Annotated in this window: 20 protein-coding genes and 1 tRNA gene; 7 read left to right on the forward strand and 14 right to left on the reverse strand. The window is 73.0% G+C overall.

Going from position 1 to position 19,832, the window contains the following annotated elements; translation table 11 throughout:
* Positions 1-446: 446 nt before the first annotated feature.
* The 3 genes from AB0K05_RS04870 to AB0K05_RS04880 all read right to left on the reverse strand — a co-directional run bounded on the left by AB0K05_RS04870 (position 447) and on the right by AB0K05_RS04880 (position 3,471).
* Positions 447-520: transfer RNA gene (locus tag AB0K05_RS04870), tRNA-Ile, on the reverse strand.
* A 441-nt stretch (positions 521-961) separates the two neighbouring features.
* The gene (locus AB0K05_RS04875) at positions 962-2,449 is read right to left on the reverse strand and encodes a S1 family peptidase (RefSeq protein WP_271277248.1); all 1,488 of its coding nucleotides are present in this window, start codon (positions 2,447-2,449) and stop codon (positions 962-964) included.
* An 89-nt stretch (positions 2,450-2,538) separates the two neighbouring features.
* Positions 2,539-3,471, reverse strand: coding sequence for a LysR family transcriptional regulator (locus AB0K05_RS04880; RefSeq protein WP_364226766.1), 933 nt, complete (start codon positions 3,469-3,471; stop codon positions 2,539-2,541).
* A 96-nt stretch (positions 3,472-3,567) separates the two neighbouring features.
* Between AB0K05_RS04880 and AB0K05_RS04885 the strand changes: the two genes are divergently transcribed.
* From AB0K05_RS04885 to AB0K05_RS04895, 3 genes are read left to right on the forward strand one after another with little or no spacing between them, the layout of a single operon-like run.
* A complete protein-coding gene (locus AB0K05_RS04885; protein ID WP_148032943.1) occupies positions 3,568-3,792 on the forward strand; it encodes a DUF6158 family protein in 225 nt (74 codons plus the stop codon).
* Positions 3,792-4,028, forward strand: coding sequence for a hypothetical protein (locus tag AB0K05_RS04890; RefSeq protein WP_148032942.1), 237 nt, complete (start codon positions 3,792-3,794; stop codon positions 4,026-4,028). The genes AB0K05_RS04885 and AB0K05_RS04890 overlap by 1 nt, the downstream gene beginning before the upstream one ends.
* A 28-nt stretch (positions 4,029-4,056) precedes the next feature.
* The gene (locus tag AB0K05_RS04895) at positions 4,057-4,836 is read left to right on the forward strand and encodes a putative hydro-lyase (RefSeq protein WP_271276369.1); all 780 of its coding nucleotides are present in this window, start codon (positions 4,057-4,059) and stop codon (positions 4,834-4,836) included.
* Here AB0K05_RS04895 and AB0K05_RS04900 read toward each other — a convergent pair.
* Entirely contained in the window at positions 4,799-7,012 is a 2,214-nt protein-coding gene (locus tag AB0K05_RS04900) for an excinuclease ABC subunit UvrA (protein WP_271276368.1), read from the reverse strand. The two genes, AB0K05_RS04895 and AB0K05_RS04900, sit on opposite strands and share 38 nt — an antisense overlap.
* Before the next feature lie 49 nt (positions 7,013-7,061).
* On the opposite strand from AB0K05_RS04900, the gene AB0K05_RS04905 reads away from it, so the two are divergent.
* Positions 7,062-7,682, forward strand: coding sequence for a TetR/AcrR family transcriptional regulator (locus tag AB0K05_RS04905; protein WP_364226772.1), 621 nt, complete (start codon positions 7,062-7,064; stop codon positions 7,680-7,682).
* Here the strand turns inward: AB0K05_RS04905 and AB0K05_RS04910 are convergent.
* The 3 genes from AB0K05_RS04910 to AB0K05_RS04920 are packed head-to-tail and all read right to left on the reverse strand — an operon-like array spanning position 7,624 to position 9,515.
* The gene (locus AB0K05_RS04910) at positions 7,624-8,214 is read right to left on the reverse strand and encodes an ATP-binding protein (RefSeq protein WP_364226775.1); all 591 of its coding nucleotides are present in this window, start codon (positions 8,212-8,214) and stop codon (positions 7,624-7,626) included. The genes AB0K05_RS04905 and AB0K05_RS04910 overlap by 59 nt on opposite strands.
* Positions 8,215-8,218: 4 nt before the next feature.
* The gene (locus tag AB0K05_RS04915) at positions 8,219-8,587 is read right to left on the reverse strand and encodes a PPOX class F420-dependent oxidoreductase (RefSeq protein WP_219544771.1); all 369 of its coding nucleotides are present in this window, start codon (positions 8,585-8,587) and stop codon (positions 8,219-8,221) included.
* A gap of 22 nt (positions 8,588-8,609) precedes the next feature.
* Entirely contained in the window at positions 8,610-9,515 is a 906-nt protein-coding gene (locus AB0K05_RS04920) for an aryldialkylphosphatase (protein ID WP_364226779.1), read from the reverse strand.
* A 172-nt stretch (positions 9,516-9,687) separates the two neighbouring features.
* Here AB0K05_RS04920 and AB0K05_RS04925 point away from each other — a divergent pair, with 172 nt between their 5' ends.
* A complete protein-coding gene (locus tag AB0K05_RS04925; RefSeq protein WP_271276364.1) occupies positions 9,688-10,146 on the forward strand; it encodes a TIGR02611 family protein in 459 nt (152 codons plus the stop codon).
* Between the two features lie 10 nt (positions 10,147-10,156).
* Here the strand turns inward: AB0K05_RS04925 and AB0K05_RS04930 are convergent, their stop codons facing one another.
* Together AB0K05_RS04930 and AB0K05_RS04935 are read right to left on the reverse strand one after the other, a co-directional pair.
* On the reverse strand, positions 10,157-10,477 hold the full coding sequence (locus AB0K05_RS04930) for a co-chaperone GroES (RefSeq protein ID WP_148032935.1): 321 nt from the start codon (positions 10,475-10,477) through the stop codon (positions 10,157-10,159).
* Between the two features lie 55 nt (positions 10,478-10,532).
* On the reverse strand, positions 10,533-11,507 hold the full coding sequence (locus AB0K05_RS04935) for an endonuclease/exonuclease/phosphatase family protein (RefSeq protein WP_364226783.1): 975 nt from the start codon (positions 11,505-11,507) through the stop codon (positions 10,533-10,535).
* Between the two features lie 48 nt (positions 11,508-11,555).
* Here AB0K05_RS04935 and AB0K05_RS04940 point away from each other — a divergent pair, with 48 nt between their 5' ends.
* On the forward strand, positions 11,556-12,806 hold the full coding sequence (locus AB0K05_RS04940; protein WP_271276362.1) for an ArgE/DapE family deacylase: 1,251 nt from the start codon (positions 11,556-11,558) through the stop codon (positions 12,804-12,806).
* 19 nt (positions 12,807-12,825) lie between these two features.
* Here the strand turns inward: AB0K05_RS04940 and AB0K05_RS04945 are convergent, their stop codons facing one another.
* Genes AB0K05_RS04945 through AB0K05_RS04955 form a run of 3 tightly spaced genes read right to left on the reverse strand, consistent with a single transcriptional unit; the run spans position 12,826 to position 15,691 of the window.
* Complete coding sequence (locus AB0K05_RS04945) at positions 12,826-13,626, reverse strand: ABC transporter ATP-binding protein (RefSeq protein WP_219544766.1); 801 nt, start codon at positions 13,624-13,626, stop codon at positions 12,826-12,828.
* Complete coding sequence (locus tag AB0K05_RS04950) at positions 13,626-14,633, reverse strand: iron chelate uptake ABC transporter family permease subunit (protein WP_271276361.1); 1,008 nt, start codon at positions 14,631-14,633, stop codon at positions 13,626-13,628. The genes AB0K05_RS04945 and AB0K05_RS04950 overlap by 1 nt, the downstream gene beginning before the upstream one ends.
* Positions 14,630-15,691 (reverse strand): iron chelate uptake ABC transporter family permease subunit, encoded by a 1,062-nt coding sequence (locus AB0K05_RS04955; protein ID WP_364226788.1) that lies wholly within the window; start codon positions 15,689-15,691, stop codon positions 14,630-14,632. Before AB0K05_RS04955 ends, AB0K05_RS04950 begins: the two co-directional genes overlap by 4 nt.
* Before the next feature lie 85 nt (positions 15,692-15,776).
* Here AB0K05_RS04955 and AB0K05_RS04960 point away from each other — a divergent pair, with 85 nt between their 5' ends.
* Entirely contained in the window at positions 15,777-16,784 is a 1,008-nt protein-coding gene (locus AB0K05_RS04960) for an ABC transporter substrate-binding protein (RefSeq protein WP_148032929.1), read from the forward strand.
* Here AB0K05_RS04960 and AB0K05_RS04965 read toward each other — a convergent pair.
* Together AB0K05_RS04965 and AB0K05_RS04970 are read right to left on the reverse strand one after the other, a co-directional pair.
* Complete coding sequence (locus AB0K05_RS04965) at positions 16,768-19,173, reverse strand: helicase-associated domain-containing protein (RefSeq protein ID WP_364226792.1); 2,406 nt, start codon at positions 19,171-19,173, stop codon at positions 16,768-16,770. The genes AB0K05_RS04960 and AB0K05_RS04965 overlap by 17 nt on opposite strands.
* A gap of 78 nt (positions 19,174-19,251) precedes the next feature.
* Complete coding sequence (locus tag AB0K05_RS04970; RefSeq protein ID WP_148032927.1) at positions 19,252-19,755, reverse strand: ATP-binding protein; 504 nt, start codon at positions 19,753-19,755, stop codon at positions 19,252-19,254.
* Positions 19,756-19,832 lie beyond the last annotated feature (77 nt).

The following is a 19,832-nucleotide window of genomic DNA, read 5'->3' on the forward strand; positions in this document are numbered from 1 at the left end:
CCGCCGGCAGGGGAGGCGGTCTGGGCTTCGCGGGTGCGGCCGAGCCCGTCGTCGTAGCTGTGCGTGCTGGTGTAGGTGGTGCCGGTCAGCAGCTCCCGGACGGTGGTCTTGACAGGCTCGTCCGGTTGGCCGAGCCAGCCGTCGAACGGGATGTCGTAGGCGACGGTCGCCGACGGGGTGCCGCCGCTGCGCGGCTGGCCCGGCTTCCACAGCGCGGTGGACGTCGTCGATGCTGCGCCACTCCAGTCAATTGATCACTTCAGATATCTACACATCAGTGCTCCCGGAGATAGCGCACGCGGCCGCGGAGGCCAGCGCGGCTCTGGTGCCACGCAGAGCGGTGGCAGAGGGAGTGTCCGCGACTGGCGGTCTCCCCTCGGTCTCCCAACCGCCGCTTCCCCCGCCCGCGGAAGCGGGATAGGGTGCTCCGTACCTGGTGAAGTGGGTAGGGCGGGTGGGACTTGAACCCACGACCCACGGATTATGAGTCCGATGCTCTGACCGGCTGAGCTACCGCCCCTGGATTGAGTTGTGCGCATCGACAAGGTTAAAGCATGGTGAGCGCCCCCAGCCCCGCCTGATGCCTCGCACATCATTCCACGCCGAGCCCTCTCGGGGGAGACTAGGACGATCATTCTTCCGAGAGCGGACGGGGTGGCGCGCTTGCCGGTGAAGCTGATCTACGAGACCCACGCCACCGCGATGGAGCCGGCGAGCTGTCCGCCGCCGGCCGGGAACAGGCGCGTGAGCTGGGGGACGGCGGAAGGACGTGGACGTGGTCCACGCCTCGGACCTGCGCCGCGCCGTACGGACCGCGGAGATCGGCGGGCGGCAACAGGGCAGGGCCGCACCGTTGGCGCGGATGCGGCCGACCGGTGGGCCCTGCGGGTGCTGTTCGGCGGGACGCCGCTGGAGGAGCTGGTTGAGGGCCCGTTCCAGTGGCGTCCCGGGTGGGAGTACGTTACGGGCGGTTGAAGCCGAGGGTGTACGAGCCGGAGCCGCTGTAGGCGTGCACGCGGTAGCGGTAGTAGCCGGCGCTGCCGTTGTAGGTCACCGTCTCGTCGGCGCCGGGCGTGATGCCCTGGGCCACGGTGCTCCAGGAGAAACCGTTCCACCTCTGGAGGTAGAGGTCGAAGTCGGTGCCGTCAGGGGCGTCCAGGCAGGCGGCGTGGGTGCCCGACGTCGTCGTCTGGTAGTAGGAGCCGTTCGGCTGGTAGGCGTTCTGGCCGGACGACAGCGAGCCGGTGTGGGTCGACTGGTAGCCCTGGCAGCCGGTGGGCGGGTCGGGGTCGCCGCCGCCGTCGCTGGTCACCAGGGTCAGGCCGCCGACGGAGATGATCTCGCCGATGGGCTGGAAGTACGTGGTGCCGCCGATGCTGCAGTTGCCGGAGCCGCCGGAGGTCATGCCCTGGGCCTGGTCGCCGGAGATGAACGCGCCGCCGGAGTCGCCGGGCTCGGCGCAGACGGAGGTGCGGGTGAGTCCGGAGACGGTGCCCTGCGGGTAGTTCACGGTGCTGTTGAGCGCCTGTACGGTGCCGCAGTGCCACTGGGTGGTGGAGCCGGAGCGGCACACGGAGCCGCCGGGCTGGGTGACGGACGCGCCGCGCACCGGCAGGATGCCGGCCGAGTAGCCGTTGACCACGCCGGGGGCGGTCCAGTCGGCGTTCGTCGCGACCCAGGCGTAGTCGTTGCCGGGGAACGACGAGATCTGGAAGGTGCCCTGCGCCACGCGGTTGTAGCCGGTCGTGGACTGGCCGTTGGAGCCGCAGTGGCCGGCGGTGGTGAAGCCGACCTGGGTGCCGCGCCGGGCGGCGAACCCGACGGAGCAGCGCGAGGACGAGATGTAGTACGCGTCGCCGCCGCGGATGTCGTACAGGAGTTTCGGCCGGTCCGCCGAGTCGGCGAACTTGACCGCGCCGGTGTCGACGCCGGCGCTCTTCGCCCAGGCCAGGGCCGCGTCCTGGTCGGCGGCCTGCACGACGACCGCGTTGTCGGCGGGTGAGACCGACCAGCTGTGCACGGTGTCGGGCGGCGCGGCCTTGTCCAGGCCGTCCTTGACGGCGGTGAGCTGGGCCAGCGTGCGGGTCACGATGCGGGCCTCGGCGCCGGAGCTCTTGATCGCGGCGGCGTCCGACTGCTTGACGCTGGCCGCGACCAGCTTGCTCTCCGGCCCTTCGAACCAGGCGCCGGCGTAGCGGTCGCCGAGCTGCTTGGCCAGGGCGGGCGCGGCCTGGTTGCCGCGGGCCTCGTTGGCCATCCGGGCGACGGCCTGCCTCTCGCTGATGCCGAGGTCGCGCTCGATGGCGTCGATCACGCCCTTGGGGGGCTCGGCCGTGGCGGTGGTCGTGGCGGTGGTGGTGGTCGTGGTGGTGGGGGTGGCGACGGCGGGGGTGGCCGTCATGACTAAGGCGCCGATCGAGATGGCGATCAGCGCTGGGGTCCGCAGCATGGGGTGTCTCCTCGCTGTGGCTGGGGGGTGCCGTCAACGTACGCGGGCGGCCGGAAACCGAGGAGTACCAGTTCGGCCCTATCACGGTGTTATGGCGCGGTGCCGAACCCGGGGTTGCGGCCCAGCCAGTCGTGGTAGGCGCGGCTGCGCCGTACCGCTTCCCGGTGTGTCTGCTTGGCCTGGAGGAGCACCCACGCGGCGTCCGGCGCGGCCGGGTGGCGGCCGAGGAGCTGACGCCAGCGCAGCGGCGCGTTCTTCAGCGGCACCACCACCAGGCCGGGGGCGGGCTGGTGGGTGGCCTGGCAGAGCACCACCGCGCGGCCCACCTGCGCCAGGTGCACGCAGGTGGCCACGTCGGTCTCGTAGATGGTGCCCGGCGTGAACCCGGCCCGCGCGCACGCCATCGCGAAGCAGTCGTTGAAGCAGCCGTCCCCCGGCGTGACCGCCCACTGCTCGTCCGCCAGGTCGGCGAGCTCCACCTCCTTCTCCACGGCCAGCGGGTGGTCCACGGAGAGCAGGGTGAAGACCGGGTCGAGGCTGATCGTCTCCCAGGCCAGGGTGCCCGCCGGGGTGCCGTTGTCGCCGCACGCCCCGGTCAGCACGTAGTCGAGCCGGCCCAGCTCGACCATGGTGGTCAGCTCGTGCGCCGACCAGCTGGTGTAGGTGGTTACCTGGCGTTCCGCGGCCAGGCGGTGCACCAGGCCGCCGAGTATCGGGCCGTTGGTGGCGCCTATCCGGTAGCCGGAGGTGGGGGCGTGCGCGAACCGTACGGCCTCCTCCTGCAGCTCCTTGGCGGCGGGCAGGAGTACCCGGGCGCGGGCGAGCACCAGCTCGCCCAGCCGGGTGGGGCGGGCGCCGTGACGGTCGCGCTCGAAGAGCGCGCCGCCGAGCATCCGCTCGATGCGCTTGAGCTGGGCGGTGAGGGCGGGCTGGGCCAACCCGAGCATGGAAGCGGCCTTGCTGACACTTCCGGCGTCCGCGACGGCGCGGACGATCTTGAGGTGCCTGAGCTCGAGGTCCATAACGGGAAGGTAAGGCGGTCTAATCTCCCAAACAATGCCTATGTGTCAGGAAATGTGACAGATATTGTCGAGCGCCATCTGGGGTAGAGGGAGCCCATGACGACGATGGGAATCGACCCGGCCCAGCTGAGCGACGAGGACCTGCTGCGCGAGCTGCGGCAACTGCACACCACCCGCACCGACACCTTCCTGCACGGCTCCGACGACGCGCTCGCCCGTCACACCTCACGGACGAACGAGATGGAGTCCGAATATCTGCGCCGCTATCCGGAGCGCGAGATCGACCCGAACCGGCTGCGCGAGGGAGCGAGGGCACGCTGATGGATCCGCGACACGACGTGCAGGCGCTGTCCGACGTCGACATCCACGTCTACGAGGCCGTAGCGGGCCCGGCCGTCGAGCACGGCTGGGTCGGTATGGACGAGCTGGTGCACATCACCGGCCTGCCCGGCGAGGAGGTACGGGAGAGCCTGGAGCGGCTGATCGGCCAGGGGTACGTGCTGCCGACCCCCGACGGGTACGGGCTCGGGCCGCACACCTTCGGCGTCTGGCGCTGATCCGGCGACTCGGGCGTACGCTCGAGGAGTGGACGTCGCTGACCTGACCCCCGCGCAGGCGCGCGAGCGCTTCCGCGGCGGGGAGCGCACGCCGACGGCGGGCTGGTGCAGGGGCTGGACCCAGGCCAATCTGATCGCCGTGCCCCAGGAGCTGGCCTACGACCTGCTGCTGTTCGCGCACCGCAACGCGCGGGCCTGCCCGCTGCTCGACGTGGGCGAGCCCGGCGCGGTGCGCACCCGCCTGTTCCCCGGCGACCTGCGCACCGACCTGCCCGGCTACCGCGTCTACCAGGACGGACGCGCCGTCGCCGACACCGGTGAGGTGGTGGCGGAGTGGCGGGCGGACCTGGTGCCGTTCCTGTTCGGCTGCAGCTTCACCTTCGAGCGGGCGCTGCTGGCCGCGGGCGTGCCGATCCGGCACCTGGAGCAGGGCGTGAACGTGCCGATGTACCGGACGAACGTGCCGTGCGAGCCGTCGGGGCCGCTGGCCGGGCCGCTCGTGGTGTCGATGCGGCCGGTGCCGGAGGCGCTGGTGGCCACCGCGATCGAGGTCAGCGGGCGCTACCCGATGGTGCACGGCGCGCCGGTCCACACCGGCGACCCGGCCGTGATCGGCATCGGCGACCTGGGCAGGCCCGACTTCGGCGACCCGGTGGAGGTGCGGGAGGGGGAGACGCCGCTGTTCTGGGCGTGCGGGGTGACGCCGCAGGCGGCGGTGATGGCCAGCGGCGTGGAGTTCGCGATCGGGCACCTGCCGGGGCACATGGCGATCATCGACGCGCGGGACGAGGACTATCGAGAGACTTAGCCAGATATTTCGCGGTATGGGTGGAGGCTTGGGCCAGCGCCGCCGGGGTGCCCTCGAACACCACCCGCCCGCCGTGCCGTCCCGCCTCCGGCCCCAGGTCGATCACCCAGTCGGCGTGCTTGACCACGTCGAGGTCGTGCTCCACCACGATCACCGCGTTGCCGCCGTCGACGAGCCGGTCGAGCAGCGCCAGCAGCCGGTCGACGTCGGCCGGGTGCAGGCCCCTGGTCGGCTCGTCGAACACGTACACCTGACCAGACTCGTGCAGCCGGTGCGCCAGCTTGAGCCGCTGCCGCTCGCCGCCCGACAGCGTGGCCAGCGAACGCCCCAGGGTCAGATGGCCCAGCCCCAGCTCGCCCAGCCGGTCGAGGCCCGGCAGGTCGTAGTCGCGCACGGCCTCGCCTGCGGTCAGCGCCAGCACGCCGGCGATGTCGCGCCCGGCCAGGCGGTACGACAGGGCCTCGCGGTTGTAGCGGGTGCCGCCGCAGGCGTCGCAGACGCGGGTCACCGGGTCCATGAACGCCAGGTCGGTCCTGATCTCGCCGCGCCCGCCGCACTCCGGGCAGGCGCCCGCCGAGTTGGCGCTGAACAGCTTGGCCGGCACCCCGTGCGCGGCCGCGAACAGCTTGCGCAGCCGGTCCATCGCCCCCAGGTAGGTGGCGAGCGTCGAACGGGGCGAGGCGTGCACGGCCGACTGGTCGACCAGCACCGTGCCGGGGTGGCGGGCCGGCAGCTCGCGGGTCATCAGCGTGCTCTTGCCCGACCCGGCCACGCCGGTCACCGCCGTCAGCACGCCCAGCGGCACCCGGACCGTCACGTCGGCCAGGTTGTGGGTCCGGGCGCCGCCGATCGTCAGCCACCCGGACGGTTCGCGTACCCGCTCCTTGAGCCCGCGCGCCCGCCGCAGCGCGCGGCCGGTCGGCGTGTCGCCGAGCCCGGCCACCGGACCCTGGTAGACCACCCGCCCGCCGTCGGCGCCCGCGCCCGGCCCCAGGTCGACCACCTGGTCGGCGAGCGCGATCACGTCGCGGTCGTGCTCGACCACGAGCACCGTGTTGCCCTTGTCGCGCAACTGCAGCAGCAGCCCGCCGAGCAGGTGCACGTCGCGCGGATGCAGGCCGGCGCTGGGCTCGTCGAAGACGTACGTGAGACCGGTGAGGCCGCTGCCCAGGTGGCGCACGGTCTTGAGGCGCTGGGCCTCGCCGCCCGACAGGGTCGGCGTCTCCCGGTCGAGGCTGAGGTAGCCGAGCCCGATGGCCTCGACGCGGCGCAACGCCTCCACCGCCGCGCGGGCGACCGGGTCGGCCGTCTCCGCCAGCACGCCGATCAGGTCGGTGATCTCCATCGCGCAGTGGTCGGCCAGGTTGCGGCCGTCGATGCGGGAGGCCAGCGCCGCCGGGTTGAGCCGCCGGCCGCCGCACGCGGGGCAGGCGCGCTCGCGCACCACCTCCCGCGCCGCCTGGTCGAGCGACTCCACGTCGCGGTGGAGGTGGACGCGGTCGAACCGGGTGATCACGCCCTCGTAGTCGTGGGCGCGGCCGTCGCGCTCCACCTTGAACCCGCTCCCGTGCAGCAGCAGGCCGAGCTCCCGCTCGGTGTAGTCGCGCAGCGGCTTGGCCGGGTCGAACAGCCCCGACTTCGCGTAGAGGCTCCACACGTAGCCGCCGACCGCGTACGGCCGCAGCGCTCCCTGGGCCAGCGACAGGTCGAAGTCGACCAGCCGGCCGACGTCGACCTCCGTCTTCCGCCCCAAGCCGGCGCACTCCGGGCACATGCCCGCCGGGTCGTTGAACGAGTAGGCCGTCGCCGGGCCCGCCGAGGGCTCGCCGCGCCGCGAGAACAGCACCCGCAGCATGGGGTGGATCTCGGTCATCGTGCCGACCGTGGAGCGGGCGTTGCCGCCCACCGGCCGCTGGTCGACGACCACCGCGGCGGTCAGCCCCTCCAGCCGTCCGGCGCGCGGGCGCTCGTGCTTGGGCAGCCGGTTCCTGACGAACGCGCTGTAGGTCTCGTTGAGCTGGCGCTGCGACTCGGCCGCGATGGTCTCGAACACCACCGACGACTTGCCGGAGCCGGACACGCCGGTGAACACGATGAGCCGCTCCTTGGGCAGCCGCAGGGAGACGTCGCGCAGGTTGTTCTGCCGGAGACCGGTGAGTACGATCTCGCGGGACATGGCTCTCCTCCATAGCTTTAGCTATTACCTATAGCCTAAGCTACATGCCATGGCTGACATTCCCGATCGGAGGGCCCGCCGGCGGGCGGAGACGCTGGAGGAGATCCTGGCCATCGCCCTGGAGGTGATGGCCGAGGACGGCGTGGCCGGGCTGAGCCTGTCGGCCGTGGCCAGGCGGCTCGGCATCCGGCCGCCGTCGCTGTACAAGTACTTCCCGTCCCGGCACGCCGTCTACGACGCGCTCTTCGAACGCGGCCAGCGGGCCTACCTGGAGGCGGTGCTGCGGGGCGCCGCGGGCGCGGAGCCGGGCCTGGCCGCGATGGCCGCCTCGCTGGAGGCCGGCGCGCGGTGGGTGATGGCCAACCAGGCGCTGGCCCAGCTGCTGTTCTGGCGGCCGGTGCCCGGCTTCGAGCCCTCGGAGCGGGCGTACGCCCCGGCCCTGGCCGTCCACGACCACTTCACCGCGCTGACGTCGGCCGCCATCGAGCGCGGCGAACTGCATCCGGACGCCGCGGGCGAGGAGGGGCAGGCCCTGGGCTCCAGCCTGATCGCCGGCCTGCTGTCGCAGCAGCTCGCCAACGAGCCGGGCGCCGCGTTCGAGGAGGGGCGGTTCACCCGGTGGGTGGCCCGCCTGCCCGGGGTGCTCGCGGCGATATACCCGCCGCGGTGAGCTGCGCCCCCAGCGGGGGCGCGCCGCGCCGGTTGTCGATCTCCAGGTGCGGCACCGCGGGCGGCTCGTCCACCCTGATCCGCGTCAGGTACGCGTCGAACGCCGCCAGCTTGCCCGCGTCCCTGGGCAGGCCCCTGGCCTCCAGGCGCTCGCGCAGCGTCGAGGCGTCGGAGCGCACCCACACCAGCCGCACCGGCGGGCCGCCCAGCTCCGCCACCCAGCGTCGCCAGCGCGCCGCGTCGTGCACCTGGCCGGTGAAAGGACCGTCGAGCATGACCGGGCAGCCGTGCTCGCGGATCCGCCGGGCGGTCGCGGTCATGCCGGCGTACTCGTGCCTTTTGACGTGCTCGTCGTACCAGGAACCCTCGCGTTCCCCATGAGGCCTGCCGTAGCCGGCCAGCACCTCGGCGACGAGGCCCCCGTACATCGTGTCCTTGTCGAGCAGGGCGGGCACCGGCGACAGGCGGGCGAGCAGCGCGGCGGCCACCGTGGACTTGCCCGCCCCCGGCGGGCCGCTGACGACCCAGATCACGGTCTCAGTCTGGCAGGCCCCAGGAGATGACCTTCGCCGGCTTGACGCGGATGACCGCGTCGGACATGCCGGGCCTGGGCGGGCGCACGCCGGTGAGCGCCTCGGCGGTGCCGCGGATCTCCACCCCGCGCACGATCCACGGGCTGACCGAGGCCAGCTCGTCCACCACCAGCGAGACCGTGCTGCCGGCCCGTACGTTGCGGAACTTCTTGGTGGCGGCCAGGTCGAGGCCGCCGATGTCGATCGTGCCGGCCTCGGCGTCGACGAAGAAGCCGACGGGGTTGTTCTGCACCTGGCCGCCGGGCGCGACCGTGGCCAGGCGGCCCAGCCGCTGGGTGGACAGGAAAGCCAGCTCGGATTCGGTGAGTCTCATGACGTCAGCATGAGACCTCGACTCAGCTTGAGGTCAACCCGTCCGTCAGCCAGCGCAGCGGGTTGTCGTGGGTGATCGCGCTCAGCGTCTCCGCCTCGACGCCGGCCTCGCGCAGCCTGGGCAGCACCGCGGCGGACAGGTGCCCGTAGCCGGGGCCGCCGTACTTGCCGAGCTGCGCGACCCGGCTCACGCCGCTGCTGAGCAGCAGCCGGCCGGCGTGGCCCTCGCGGATGAGGTCCAGGGCGACGGCCGCGGCCCGCTCGGCGCCCACGCCGATCGAGCCCAGGCTCACGTACGCGCCGGACTCGGCGATCTTGCGGGCCGCGGCCGGGTCGGCGCCCGAGCAGCCCACGGACACCCGGGAGGCGGGCAGGCCCTCGATCATCAGCAGTTCCAGCATGGCCAGGCCGTCCTGGCCGTAGGTGGCCACCGACAGCCTGGAGGAGAGCGCGGCGCGGGCGGCGGCCCGCAGGGCGCGCTCCTCGGCCGGGGTGGGGTGCGCGCCCCAGCAGCCGACCTCGCCGATCACGCCGGGGAACACGCCGCTGTCGTCCATCCCGTCGAGGATGTCGGCCATCAGCAGGCCGGTGAGCGTGTCGGCGTCGGCGTCGGCGGCGCCGGAGAACGGCCCGGTGGAAAGGCCCGTGGCGGCGACCACCGGCACGCGGCTGCCGGCGGCGATCCTGGCCAGGGCGGCCGCGTCGCGGCCCATGCCGATGGAGGTGAGCTCCACGACCAGGCCGAGCGGGTCGTCGCCGGTGCGCAGCGCGCGGAGCTCGGCGATGACGGCCTGCTCCTCGTCCAGCCAGCGGTACGGATCGGAGTCGATGCCCACTGCCCAGCGCATGTCGGCGCGGAGGTGTTCGTGGGGGAGTACGGCACCGGTCACCGCGGCCGCGCGGACGGGGCCGGTAACAGTGCGAAGCATAACCTCGGGCATGCTCTACAGTAGCTGAGAAAAGCCCGATATATCCTGGTTTAGCGCCAGATTTTACCGTTCAGCGGGTTTGACGGACGTTCCGGGTGTAGTCCACATTTGGCCACTCGTGCCTGTGGGCCTACCCGTATCCTGGTGACCACACCGACTGTCCGGGGGGACCGTGCCGACGCAGAAATCCGAGACGGGGGACGCCGACCTCATGAAGGACGAGGCCGCGCGTCACTCCAGCATTCCTCGCCGTCGCGGGCCCAAGGGCTGGCTCGACGGCGTCAGGGCCACGCGCACCGGCGCGCTCACCCTCAAGGTCGTGATCGGCGTGATCGGCACCGTCATGGTGGTCGGCGGCCTGATCATGGTGCCGTTCCCCGGGCCCGGCTGGCTGGTCGTGTTCGGCGGCCTGGCGGTGCTGGCGACCGAGTTTCACTGGGCGCACCGGCTGCTGGAGTTCGGCAAGCGGATGCTGCACGCCTGGACCGAGTGGTACAAGCGGCGGGGCTGGACCGTGCGGATCATCGTGGCGTTCGTGACGCTCTGCGCCATGGGCCTGATCATCTACCTCAGCCTGCTCACGTTCGGCGTGGACGTCATCCAGGTGGCCAGGCAGTTCGTCCTCTCCTGAGGCGGGGGCCTCAGAGATAGAGACCCGTGCCGTGGTCGGTCTCCTGCGTGGCCACCGCGTGCAGGTCGCGCTCGCGCATCACGAGATAGGTCTGCGCGTGCAGCTCCACCTCGAACTGGTCTTCAGGATTGAGCAGCACCTTGTCGCCGACCCGGACCGAGCGCACGTTGGCGCCCACGCCGCAGACCTCGCCCCAGGCGAGCCGGTTGGCCATCTTCACCGTCGCCGGGATGACGATGCCCGATCCGCTGCGTCGCTCCTCGGTGTCGCGCTCCAGCCGGATCATCACCCGATCGTGCAGCATCTGAATCTCGAACTTCGGCTCTTCCACGTGCCAAGTTTACGTTCCGCCGGGTAAGGATCACTCCACGCCCGTACGGCGGACTTCAGGGAAGGGTGAGAACGGCGGAGACCGGGTGGTGGTCGGTGCCCTTGAGCGTGTGCACGCCGAAGGAGCGGACGCCGATGCGGGAGTCCGCCAGGACGTGGTCGATGGCGACTCCCGGGAGCGGGCCCCAGCCGCCCTGCGGCCAGGTGGTGCGCAGGCCGTGGCCGGTGACGTCGGCGGCGTCCCGGTAGCCGCTCGCGAGGAGCTCGCGCATGGGCAGGTGGTCGAGCGTGGCGTTGAAGTCGCCGGCCAGGACCCGCAGCGGGCCGCCGGCGCGGGGGAGCGCCTCCAGCCCGGCCCGCCAGCAGGGCTGGCGACCGTACCTCTTGGGCGCGCACGGGTGCACGGAGACCAGCTCCACCCGCGCCCCGCCCGGGTGCGCGAGCACCGCGCGGACCTGGCCGAAGCGGCCGTGCTCGATCGCCTCGCCGGGGGTCAGCGGATGCCGCGCGTACAGGGCCGAGCCGCCGGCTCCCTGCCTGGGCCGGGTCACGGCGTACGGGAACGTCTCGGGCAACCCGGCTTCCTCCAGCCGCTCCATGGCGTCAGGCGTCAGCTCCTGCAACGCCAGCACGTCGGGCCGGAGCCGGGCCACCAGCGCCATCAGCTCGCCGGTGTCGGCCACGCCGACCATGAGGTTGGCCGCCAGCACCCGCAGCGGCGCCCCGGCCGGCTCCGTGCCGCCGTCGGCCAGGCTCCTCGGTACCACGGCGAAGCCCAGGGCCACCGTGGCGGCCAGGGCCAGCGCGGCCGCCGCCCGTTTCCTGAGCGCCGCCGCCAGCACCAGCCCGGCCCCCGCGGCCGCCGCGACGTGCGGGGTGACCGCCACCGCGGGCACCCACGGCCAGTCCGGCTCGAAGCCCGACAGCCGCAGCGCCGCCCACACCGCCGCCGCGCCCGTCACACCCCACGCCACCAGACTCGCCACGATCTTCACGCCTGAGTATCGCCACAACTGCCGGTACGAGTTCACGGGATTTCCTGGCATTCCCGTCATGAGCCGTCATGAGAAGGTGTGCGCATGCGCGACGTGGAACTCAGGGTGCTGGACGCCATCGACGACTCCGAGGCCGTGAACCTGCTGGCCGAGACCGTCGGCGTTCCCAGCGTCACCGGCACCGACGCCGAGTCGGAGCTGCAGCATCACTTCGCCGGCCTGCTGACCGAGGCCGGCATGGACGTGGACGTGTGGAAGCTCGACCTCGACGACCTGCGCGAGCGCGACGGGTTCCCCGGCACCGAGGCGCCGAGGAGCGAGGGGTACGGGGTCGTCGGGGTGGTGGGCGGCGACGGCGTCCCCGCGCTGGCGCTGCAGGGGCATGTGGACGTGGTGCCCGTCGGAGACCTGGCCAGATGGGAGGGGAACGACCCGTTCGCCGCCCGGATCAGCGGCGACGTCCTGCACGGCAGGGGCGCCTGCGACATGAAGGCGGGCCTGGTCGCCAACCTGGCCGTGGTGCGGGCCGTCCAGCGGGCCGGGATCAGGCTCACCCGCCCGCTGGCCGTGCACTGCGTCGTCAGCGAGGAGGACGGCGGGCTGGGCGCGTTCGGCACCCTGGCCAGGGGGCACACCGCCGAGGCGGCCGTGATCACCGAGCCGACCAGCGGCCAGGTGATCACCGCCAACGCGGGCGCGCTCACGTTCCGGCTGGAGATCGCCGGCCGGGCCGCGCACGGCGCCGCCCGGCTGGAGGGGGTCAACGCCATCGAGGTGTTCTGGCCGGTGTTCGAGACGATCAGGCGCCTGGAGGCCGAGCGGAACAGGGACGTCCCCGCCGTGTTCGGCGGCAACCCGCTGCCGTACCCGATCGAGATCGGCACCGTCCACGCCGGCGACTGGGCGAGCACGGTGCCGGACCTGCTGGTCGCCGAGGGCCGGCTGGGCGTGCGGCTGGACGAGGACCCGGCGGCGGCGCGGGCCGCGTTCGAGGAGGCGGTGCGGTCGGCCGCGCACCCGTGGCTGCGGGAGAACCCGCCGGCGGTGACCTGGCCCGGCGGCCAGTTCGCCAGCGGCCGGCTGCCCGCCGGTCACCCGCTGCTCAGCGAGGTCAGGCAGGCGGTCGCCGACACCGGCGGGGCCACCCTCCCCGAAGCCGCCGCCCCGTACGGGAGCGACCTGCGGCTGTACGCGGGCAGCGGGATCCCGACGCTGCACTACGGCCCCGGCGACGTGCGCTTCGCGCACGCGCCCCGCGAGCAGGTGGCGGTGCCGGAGTTCCTGGAGGTGATCCGCGCCCTGGCCGTCCTGGCGGTCCGCCGCTGCGCGCCCTAGCAGGGCTGAGGCGCGGGCCTCAGGCCGGGGACGTGACCCTGCGGCGGGACTCGGGGACGATCAGCGGGGTGCCCGACTGGGGGTCCTGGATGATCTCGCAACGCAGCTCGAACACCTGCTCGACCAGCTCTGGGGTGACGATCTCGGCGGGGTCGCCCTCGGCCAGCACGCTGCCCTCGCGCATGACGATGAGGTGGGTGGCGTAGCGGCAGGCCTGGTTCAGGTCGTGCAGCACGGCCACCATCGTCCGGCCCGCCTCGTGCAGGTCGGCGCAGAGGTCGAGCACCTCGATCTGGTGCGAGATGTCGAGGAACGTGGTCGGCTCGTCCAGCAGCAGGATCGGCGTCTCCTGGGCCAGCGCCATGGCCAGCCACACCCGCTGCCGCTGCCCGCCCGACAGCTCGTCGACGATCCGGTCGGCCAGCCCGGTCACGTCCGTGGCCCGCATCGCCTCGGTCACGGCCGCCTCGTCGGCCTTCGACCACTGCCGCATCAGCCGCTGGTGCGGGTAGCGGCCGCGCGCCACCAGGTCGGCCACGGTGATCCCGTCAGGGACGATCGAGCTCTGCGGCAGCAGCCCGAGCCGCCGCGCGACCTCCTTCGACGGCAGCGTGGTGATGACGCTGCCGTCGAGGTGCACGGCGCCCTGCTTCGGCTTGAGCATCCGGGCCAGGGCGCGCAGCAGGGTGGACTTGCCGCACGCGTTCGGGCCGATGATCACGGTGAAGGACCGGTCGGGGATGGCCACGGACAGCTGACTGGCCACGACCCGCTGGTCGTAGGCGAGGGTGAGGTCGGTTCCCGAGAGGCGGGTGGTCATCAGTAGCGGTCCTTTCGCAGCAGGAAGGCCAGGTACGCGCCGCCGATGGCGGCCGTCACCACGCCGACGGGCAGCTGGACGGGGGCCAGCAGGCGCTGGGCGATCAGGTCGGAGGCGGTCAGCAGCACGGCGCCCATGAGCGCCGAGGAGGCGAGCGTGACGCCGGGTGAGCGGGTCAGCCGGCGGGCGAGCTGCGGCGAGGCCAGCGCGACGAACATCACCGGCCCGGCGGCGGCCGTCGCCACCCCGCAGAGCAGCACGCCCGCCACGATCGCGACCGCGCGCACCGGCTCGACCCTGATGCCCATGGCGCGGGCGGCGTCGTCGCCCATCTCGATCATGCGCAGCGGCCTGGCCACGTACGCGCAGAGCGGCAGCAGCAGCGCCAGCGCGACGGCGACCGGGATCGCGTGGTCCCAGCCGCGCCCGCTCAGGCTGCCGGTCAGCCAGGCGGCGGCGGTGGCGGCGTCGTAGATGTTGGACCGCGTCAGCAGGTAGGAGTTGGCCGCCAGGAGCAGCGCGTTCGCCCCGATGCCGACCAGGACGAGCCGGTAGCCCTGCACGCCGCGCCGGTACGACAGCGCGTAGACCAGCACGGCGGTGATCACGCATCCGGTCAGCGCGCCGCCGGCGATGACCGCGGCCGAGCCGCCCGCGACCACGGCCAGGATGCCGCCGGTCGAGGCGCCGGCGGTGAAGCCGATGAAGTCGGGGCTGCCGAGCGCGTTCCTGGTGAGGCTCTGGAAGATGGCGCCGCTGAGCCCGAACGCGGCCCCCACCAGCAGCCCGGTGGCCACCCGGGGAGCGCGCAGCTTGTTCACGATCAGCTCGGCGACCGGCGTGCCCTCACCCGCGAGCGCCGCCAGGATGTCCGGCACCGGCACGGTGAACTCGCCCGTCGAGATCGCCGCCACCGCCACCGCGCACGCGATGAGCAGCAGCAGCGCGGTGACGGCCAGGGAACGCGGGGCCAGCCGCATCGACCAGGGGCCCAGGCGGACGTTCATAGTGCGGCGAGCCTCCTGCGCCGGGCCAACAGGATGAAGATCGGCGCGCCGATCGCCGCGCACATGATGCCGACCTGCACCTCGCCCGGCCGGGCGATCAGCCGCCCCACGATGTCGGCGCCGAGCAGCAGCACCGGCGCCACCACCGCCGAGTACGGCAGCACCCACCGCTGGTCCTGGCCCACGACGGCGCGCACCGCGTGCGGCACCGCCAGCCCGATGAACCACAGCGGCCCGGCCGCCGCCGTCGCCGCCCCGCACAGCAGCGTCACCGCCACCGCCGTCAGCGCCCGGGTGCGGCCGACCGCCACGCCCAGGGCGCGGCCCGCGTCGTCGCCCAGCGACAGCATGTTGAGCGGCCTGCCCAGGCACAGCCCCAGCGCCAGCCCGGCCACCAGGAAAGGCGCCAGCCGCAGCGCCGTGTCGGCCGTCTGCCCCGCCAGCGAGCCGGTCAGCCAGAACCGCATCCGGTCATAGGTCTGGGAGTCGATGCGCAGGATGGCCGACGACATGGCGGTGAAGACCATGCCCACCGCGATGCCCGCCAGCGCGAGCCGTACCGGACCTCCTCCGGTGCGGCCCGCCGCGCCGAGCGAGTAGACCACCAGCGAGGCCCCGGCGGCGCCCGCGAACGCGAACCACACGTAGACGGTCGGGTCCGTGAGCCCGAACAGCCCGAGCGCGAGCGTGACCCCCAGCGCGGCGCCCTCGTTGATGCCGAGGATGCCCGGGTCGGCCAGCGGGTTGCGGGTCAGGCTCTGCATGAGCGCCCCGGCCAGCCCGAGCGCCGCGCCGACGCCGATGCCGAGCAGCGTGCGCGGCACCCGGAGCTCCCTGATGACCGTGTGGTCGCTGGAGCCGTCGGGGGCGAGGAACGCGTCGAAGGCGGCCGTCAGCGGCATCGCCCGCGCGCCCAGCGCCACGCCGGCGAGGCCCACGAGGACTAACAGCCCGAGCGCCACCAGCAGCCCCGCGGCGAGCGTGACCTGCCGGCCGCGCCGCGGCGGCGGGTCCCCGCCCGCCTCGGTGGCAGGTTCGGTGTGCTCGGCCGGGCGCACCCGCCCCCCTCTCCTTACGGTCTGGCTTAGGCGAGGCTAATCTAAAGCCTCAGTACGAAGGCAAGCCTAACCTTAGGGAGTACTCATGTCGGGACCGGTCATGGCTCGGCGAGGTTTCCTCGCCGCGGCGGCGGGTCTGGCCGCCGCCGTCACGCTCGCCGCGTGCGGCGGCGCGGGCGGTACCGCGGCCGCACCGGAGGCGTCCTCCGCCCCGGCCGCCCAGCCGTGGACGTTCACCGACGACCGCGGCAAGAAGGTCGACCTCGACAAGACCCCCTCCAAGGTGGTCGCCCAGGTCGGCGCCGCCGCCGCGCTGTGGGACTTCGGCGTGCGCCCGGTCGGCGTCTTCGGCCCGCACAAGCTCCAGGACGGCAGCAAGGACCCGCAGGTCGGCAACGTCGACATCACCAAGGTCACCGGCCTGGGCAACGTGTGGGACGAGTTCAACGTCGAGCAGTACATCGCCCTGCAGCCCGACCTGCTGGTCAGCAGCATGTACGAGAACGGCACGCTCTGGTACGTGCCCGAGAAGTCCAAGGACACCATCGAGCAGGTCGCCCCCACGGTCGGCGTCATGCTCACCGGCAAGACCGCCACCGAGGTGATCGGCACGTACGAGAAGCTGGCCGCGTCGCTCGGCGCCGACATGGCGGGCGTGCCCGAGGCCAAGGCCCGCATGGAGGCCGCCACCAAGGAGCTGGCGGCGCTCAAGGACCTCAAGATCCTCATGATGTCGGGCGGCGCCGACCAGATGTGGGTGGTCAACCCGCCCGAGTACGCCGACATCCGCCACCTCATGGACAACGGCCTCGACATCGTGGTGCCGGGCAAGGTGGACGAGGGCGGCTTCTTCCAGACCCTCAGCTGGGAGAACGCCGACACCTACGACGCGGACGTGATCCTCTACGACACCCGCACGCAGGCGCTGAAGCCCGAGGAGATGATGAAGAAGCCGACCTTCGCCGAGCTCCCCGCGGTCAAGGCCGGCCAGCTCTACCCGTGGCGTGCCGAGGCCCCCTTCAGCTACCAGGGCTACGCCGACTTCCTGGAGGAGCTCGTGGCCAACCTGAAGAAGGCTAATAAGCTCCCTTGACCTCGACGATCTCGGCGAGGGGGAACTCCAGGTAGTCGCCCGCCTCCTCGCACCAGGCGTCGAGCGCCCCGTTGCGCAGCTCGCCGTGGCTGATGGTGGCGGTCAGGCCGTCGGTCAGCGTGATGCCCGCCCGCACGCCCCGGTCGACCACGAAGCCGAGCAGCGACTGCTGCGCCGTCGGCAGCCTGGTCGCCATCCGGCCGATCACCGCCCAGGTGCGGCCGTTGCGCTCGCCCGCCTCACGGCTCTCGGCGATGAGGCGGCGGGCGTGCTCGTGCGGGTCGGGCACCGGCTCGGCGATCATCGGCTCATCGGACGGCTGGGCGTCGGACAGCTCGGCCACCTGCCCGCCCGGCAGCAGGATCAGCCTGCCGTTGCGGGGCTCCTCGGCGCGGGTGCGGCGGATGGCGATCTCGCCGGTGTCGGCGACGGGCACCGGCGCGTACCCCGCCTCGCGCAGCACCCCGAGCGTGCGCTCGGCGTCGGCGGAGGCGACCAGCACGGTCGGCGCGAGCAGCCGCAGCCCCAGCCGCGACAGCCGCCGGTGTGCGGCGATCTCGGCCAGCAGCGCGGGATCGGAGGCCTGCACCACGCAGCCGACCGTGGTCACCGTCACCTCGCCGTGGCGGCGGGCCACGTCGTGCACGAGGTACTCCAGCGGCTGCGGGACGGCGCCCACTCCCGACAGCTCGTCCAGCAGCTCGTCGGCGTCGTAGCCGCGGTCGAGGGCGCGGCGCACGCTCTCGGTGGTGAACCGCCACACCGAGGCCGCGCCCCGGGACTCGCGTTCGGCCACCCGGTCGAGCAGCTCGGCCAGCTCCGCCGACGGCGGCCCGGTCACCACCGCGGTCAGGTCGGGCCCGAACAGGGCGCTCCTGCGCACGCTGGCCAGCGCCCGGGTGGACGCCTCCACCAGCGCGGGGTCGTGCTCGACCAGCGGGGCCGCGTCGTCGCTCTCGCCGCCCGCCTTGGCCGCCAGCCCGGCCAGCGCCCGGCCGAGGTCGGTGAGCGCGTGGTTGGCCACCAGGCCGAGCAGCCGCGACTCGTCGATCACCGCGGAGGCGCACCGGTCGAGCAGCTCGCGGTCGACCAGCGGCGCGTGCCAGCGCACGTTGGCCACCAGGCTGTCGCGGTCGGCGAAGGCCGTGGCGGACGGCAGCCGCAGGAGCGCCGACAGCACGGCGTGACGGATGCGGGCCATCGCGGCGCCGCTCTGGTCGTCGCCCAGGACCGTGCCGTACCGTCCGTCGATCTTGCGGAGGGACGAGCGCTCCATGCGCCACCAGGCCGACAGCAGCACCCGCAGCCGGGCGGCGCCCTCGTCGAGCCGCCAGCGGTCGAACCGCTCGGTCGGCACCAGGCCGCCGGACTTCTCGTCCCACGCGAGCAGCCGCGCCACCGCGCAGATCTCCAGCAGCAGCCGGGTCTCGTCCTCGTCGCAGCCGGTCTCCTTGGCGACCCTGCGGACCTCGCGCACGCCCACGCCGCCGGTCTTGAGCAGCGGCAACGGCGCCTTGGACGTGTTGTCGAGCAGGGCCGCGCAGCGCTCCACGACGTGCGGCGCGGCCAGCGTCATCAGGTGGTCGACCTCCTCGGGGTCGACCGGGATCGTGGCCACCTCGGGCGCCCGCGGCGTGAACGGCGGATGGTAGCCGGGGCCGCGCCGGCCGAGCGCCACCTCGCGGGGCATCTCGGCGACGTTCCAGCTCGGCCGGTAGAGCAGGCCGTGGTCGGCCGCCCACTTCTCGGGCGTGCCGGGGGTGACGAACCTGCCGCCGTCGACCTCGCGTACGGGGCCGTGCCAGGCGAACTCGTCGAGCAGCGCGGCGGCTCCGGCGGGGGCGTGGCGCAGCAGCGCGGCCATGTGGCCGTCGTCGGCCAGCGCCTCGCCCACCCGCGCGACCGTGCGGCGCTTGCCGCCGTGGGAGGGCAGGCCCAGGTTGCCGGCCAGGGTGCGCAGCGTGTCGCCGCTGATCGTCCACGAGTTCAGGTAGTGGTCGAGCGGCTCGCCGAGGCCGAGCGGCGCGCTCCAGTAGCGGGTCACGGCCTCGGCCAGGTGGATCTCGCCGTCGGCAGAGGGACAGGCCAGCGCGTGGTCGTAGAGGTGGTCGAGCCACCGGTCCACCTCGGCGCGCGGCGCCCCGAGGAACCCGGCGAGCCGCTCGGCGGTCGGCCGGGTCAGGACCAGGCAGGCCTCGGCGAGCTGCAGGCAGGGGAGCGGCAGAACGCGCAGCGCCTCCATGACGGCGAAGCCGTTGCTCAGCCGCTGGGCCAGCGTGTCGAGCCGCCGCGGCCACGGCGCGGCGAGGGCGTCAGGCCGGTGCGTCAGGACGCGGGCGAGCCTGTCTTCGTCGAGGGTTCGTAGCCAGCCGAGCAGGTGATCGTCCATCGGTCAGCACTCTCATGGGGTCGCGCGTGGAACTCACCGTGAGCCATGACCATCCACGGTAGTGCAGATCACTCTCGGTCAGGAGAGGACCGCCCACACGATCTTCCCGTGGGGCGAGAGCGCGGACCAGCCCCAGCGAAGGCTCAGTGAGTCGACGATGTGGAGACCCAGGCCGCCGGTATCCAGGAGCCCAGAGTATCTCAGCGCGGGCACCGAGGACCCGGGATCGGCGAAGGCGCTGGCCACCAGGCGGCCGCGGCGCACCAGCGACATGTGCACGGGACCGAGCCCGCAGGGGTCGTCCGCGCGCAGGCCGTGCCGCAGCGCGTTCGTGGCCAGCTCGGAGACCACCAGCTCCATGTTCTCGGCCGGCTCGCTCAGGCCCCACGCGGCCAGCACCCCGGCGGCGTAGCTGCGCGCGCAGTGCACGGACGAGGCGGTGGGAGGGAGCACGAAGGTGGCGCTCGCGGACGGACCAGGCTCGAGGAGATCGCGCGCCGCCTCCGGCCACCAGCCGACAGGGGGCCACCAGTCGAACGTGGTCCACTGGCCGGCTGCCGTGGTGGATTGCACGTTGATCATTGTGCGGCAAACTCTCGTGCACTTGCAAGAGCGAATGCACGTGCAGACACGGTGTGCAAGCGCTACGGTTTCCCTTC

The sequence above is a fragment of the Nonomuraea sp. NPDC049486 genome, assembly GCF_040676925.1.
In the GTDB taxonomy this organism is placed as follows: domain Bacteria; phylum Actinomycetota; class Actinomycetes; order Streptosporangiales; family Streptosporangiaceae; genus Nonomuraea; species Nonomuraea ferruginea.